Raw genomic sequence first — 4000 nt, forward strand, 5'->3', positions numbered from 1 at the left:
GTCCCTATCATGGTCCCCATCATGGTCCCTATGCCATGCGAAACCATGCGAAACTTGCGCTTCACTCAGCCGTTCTTCCTGCCTTATGACATCTTCCCCGCCGCCATCTTCCCCTGCCGCTCCCGATAAAGACGGGCTCATCGCGCCGGAGTCGCATGCGCAGGCGCTGGGCGCTGCGCTGGTCAAGCTGGAGGGGCGCGTGTTCCTGCGCTTTGCCGGCGTCGCGCAGGCCGGCAGCCTGCGCGTGCCGTACGACTTGGTGCCGAGCAAGGGCGTGCTGGCCAAGCCGAGCAAGTGGCGCAAGATGGAGCCGGAAGAGCAACTGCAATTGATTGCGGAGCGCGCCCAGCCGGCGGCGCAGGAAGAGCTGCGGCGTCAGGTCGCGCGCTTCGCCGCCGACATGCACGCGCGCGCCGAGGCCGCCGGGCTCGATGCGATGGCCTTCCTGCATGCCTTGGCGGGCCAGGACACGTCCGAGCCGGCCGAATACGTGTTCGAGCGCATCGAGCAGCGCCTAGCGCACGCGATCGAGCGGCAGCACGAGGAACGGCATGCGGCGCTGACCAAGGAAAGCATCAATCTCGCGGAATATCCGGCCTCGTTCGAGCTCGCGTACCGCATGCCGCGCCGCTTCATCGCGCTATTGGGGCCGACCAATTCCGGCAAGACGCACCAGGCGATGGAGGCGCTGGCCAGGGCGAAGTCGGGCGTCTATCTGGCGCCGCTGCGCCTCCTGGCGCTGGAAAACTACGAGCGGCTGCAGCAGGCGCGCCCGCACGGCGAGCCGCTGCAGGTGAGCCTGGTGACCGGCGAGGAGCGCCGCATCGTGGAAGGCGCCACGCACGTGGCCAGCACCGTCGAGATGCTCGACACCAAGCGCCGGGTCGAGGTCGCGGTGATCGACGAGATCCAGATGCTGGGCGACCGCGACCGCGGCGCGGCCTGGACCGCGGCGGTGTGCGGCGCGCCCGCCAGCGTGGTCTACCTGGTCGGCGCGCTGGAGGCGCGGCGCGCGGTCGAGGCGCTGGCCGAACGGCTGGAATGCCCGCTCGAAGTGCATGTCCTGAAGCGCAAGGCGCCGCTGACGGTCGAGCCGGCGCCGGTGCGCAAGCTGCGCAACCTGCGGCGCGGCGACGCCGTCATCGCGTTCTCGCGGCGCGAGGTGCTGATGTGGCGCGACATGATCACCGAGCACGGCTTTTCGGTGGCGACCGTCTACGGCAACCTGTCGCCCGAGGTGCGGCGCGCGCAGGCGGCGCGTTTCCGCAACCGGGAAGCCGACATCGTGGTCGGCACCGACGCCATCGCCATGGGCCTGAACCTGCCGATCGAGCGCGTGGTGATGACGACCTCTGTCAAGTTCAACGGCGTCGAAGAGGAAGAGGTGCCGGCGGCATTGGCGAAACAGATCGCCGGGCGCGCCGGGCGCTTCGGCGTGCATGAAGAGGGCTTCGTCGCCGGCTTCGACGACGACACCCATTACGTGCTGCGCGCCTTGTTGAAGGAAAAGATTGCGCCGGTCGCCGCCGCCGGCTTTTCGGTGTCGCCCACGCTGGAGCACCTGCACCGCATCGGGGCGGTGACCGGGGAACAGTCGCTGGCCAAGCTGTTCAAACGCTTCGTCTACAACATCGACGTGCCGGACGGCTTCTTCTTCCCCAGCATTACCGAAGAGCAGCTGGAGCGCGCGGTGTGGCTCGACACGCTGCCGCTGTCGGTGGCGGAAAAGTTCACGCTGTCGCTGGTGCCGATTTCCACCAAGGTGCCGGCCCTGCACCAGGCCTGGCTCGATTGGGCGCATGCGCTGGCCAGGCGCAAGGTCTGGACGCTGCGCCACGAAGCGGCGGCATTGGCGCGCCAGAACCTGCAGGAGGTGGAAGACACGTGCCGCATGTATTCCGCCTACGCCTGGCTGAGCTACCGCTGTCCGGAATATTTCCCCAGCGGAGAAGTCGCGCAGGAACTGGCGCGCGAGGCGTCCGAGCGGGTCGATGCGATCCTGCGCGCGCAGAATGCGGCGATGCGCAAGCGGCGCGGCGGCCGGGCGGCATAGATTTTGTCGATTTGCAATAAAACCAGCCTATCGCCATCATTAAAACTATAGATTTCACATATAAATCGCTTTCCGTTATGATGCATTCATCATCTTTTTCACCCTGAGTCATTAACGATTCATTCAAATGGAGCGAGCAACGCTATGTCACTGATCAATACGCAAGTCAAACCGTTCAACGCCACCGCTTATCACAATGGCAAGTTCGTCCCGGTGTCGGACGCCGATCTGAAGGGCAAGTGGTCCGTCGTGTTCTTCTACCCGGCCGACTTCACCTTCGTCTGCCCGACCGAGCTGGGCGACCTGGCCGACAACTACGACACCTTCAAGTCGCTGGGCGTGGAGATCTACGCCGTGTCGACCGACACCCACTTCACCCACAAGGCATGGGCTGACGCCTCCGAGACGATCAAGAAGATCAAGTATCCGATGATCGGCGACCCGACCGGCGCGATCACCCGCAACTTCGACGTGATGATCGAGGAAGAAGGCCTGGCGCTGCGCGGCACCTTCGTGATCAACCCGGAAGGCCAGATCAAGGTCTGCGAAATCCACGACAACGGCATCGGCCGCGACGCCAAGGAACTGCTGCGCAAGGTGCAGGCAGCCCAGTACGTCGCTTCCCACCCGGGCGAAGTGTGCCCGGCCAAGTGGACCCCGGGCGAGAAGACCCTGGCGCCGTCGCTCGACCTCGTCGGCAAGATCTAAATCCGCAGCGGCGCGTCTCATTCAAAGACGCGCCATTTCCCCGGACGCAGGGCACCGCGTCCGGCGCCAGTGCCCCTCCCCGATCAGCTTCGATTGATCCGGCAGCGCAAGGCTGATCCGGCGGCGGCACTGTTTTGCCCGATTTTTTCAACCAATTTTTAAAGCGAGCCCATCATGTTGGACGATACCCTCAAGACCCAACTGAAAGCCTATCTCGAGAGAATCACCCATCCGATCGAGATCATCGCGTCGCTCGACGAAAGCGACGCCTCGCGCGACATGGCCGCGCTCCTGACCGACATCGCCGCGCTGCATCCCGGCATCACGCTGGCCAAGGATGGCACCGACGAACGCGTGCCGTCGTTCTCGCTCAACCGCGTCGGCAGCAACATCGGCATCCGCTTCGCCGGCATCCCGATGGGCCACGAGTTCACCTCGCTGGTGCTGGCGCTCTTGCAGGTCGGCGGCCACCCGCCCAAGGTCGAGGCCGACGTGCTGGAGCAGATCCGCAACCTGCCGGGCGAATACCGTTTCGAGACCTATATCTCGCTGTCCTGCCAGAACTGCCCGGAAGTGGTGCAGGCGCTCAACCTGATGGCTGTGGTCAATCCCAACATCCGCCATGTGATGGTCGACGGCGCCTTGTTCCAGGACGAAGTGAGCGCCCGCCAGATCATGGCGGTGCCGACCGTGTTCCTGAACGGCGAGACCTTCGGCCAGGGCCGCATGAGCGTCGAGGAAATCCTCGCCAAGCTCGATGCCGGCGCCGCCCGGCGCGAAGCCGCCAAGCTCGCGCAGAAGGACGTGTTCGACATGCTGGTCGTCGGCGGCGGCCCGGCCGGCGCCGCCGCCGCCATCTATGCTGCGCGCAAGGGCATCCGCACCGGCGTGGTGGCCGAGCGCTTCGGCGGCCAGGTGCTCGACACCCTCGGCATCGAGAACTTCATCTCGGTGCAGGAAACCGAGGGGCCGAAACTGGCGGCCGCGCTGGAACAGCACGTCAAGAGCTACGAGGTCGACGTGATGAACATGCAGCGCGCCGCCGCCCTGGTGCCGGGCGAGGCCATCGAGGTGAAACTCGCCAGCGGCGCTTCCCTGAAGGCGAAGACCGTGGTGCTGGCCACCGGCGCGCGCTGGCGCGAACTGAACGTGCCCGGCGAGCAGCAATACCGCAACCGCGGCGTGGCCTACTGCCCGCACTGCGACGGCCCGCTGTTCAAGGGCAAGCGCGTGGCGGTG

Annotated in this window: 3 protein-coding genes; all 3 read left to right on the forward strand. The window is 65.7% G+C overall.

Annotated features, from left to right (window positions below; all coding sequences use genetic code 11):
* The first annotated feature begins 85 nt into the window (after positions 1 to 85).
* Positions 86 to 2053: a helicase-related protein gene (locus A6M56_RS13250; protein WP_286758167.1), complete on the forward strand. Its 1968-nt coding sequence runs from the start codon at positions 86 to 88 to the stop codon at positions 2051 to 2053.
* Positions 2054 to 2197: 144 nt separating this feature from the next.
* Positions 2198 to 2761: an alkyl hydroperoxide reductase subunit C gene (ahpC, locus tag A6M56_RS13255; RefSeq protein WP_286758168.1), complete on the forward strand. Its 564-nt coding sequence runs from the start codon at positions 2198 to 2200 to the stop codon at positions 2759 to 2761.
* Positions 2762 to 2935: 174 nt separating this feature from the next.
* The coding region (ahpF, locus tag A6M56_RS13260) for an alkyl hydroperoxide reductase subunit F (protein ID WP_286758169.1) at positions 2936 to 4000 on the forward strand (1065 nt) is incomplete at its 3' end.

This window comes from Ralstonia sp. RL, assembly GCF_001683835.1.
Classification (GTDB): domain Bacteria; phylum Pseudomonadota; class Gammaproteobacteria; order Burkholderiales; family Burkholderiaceae; genus Ralstonia; species Ralstonia mannitolilytica.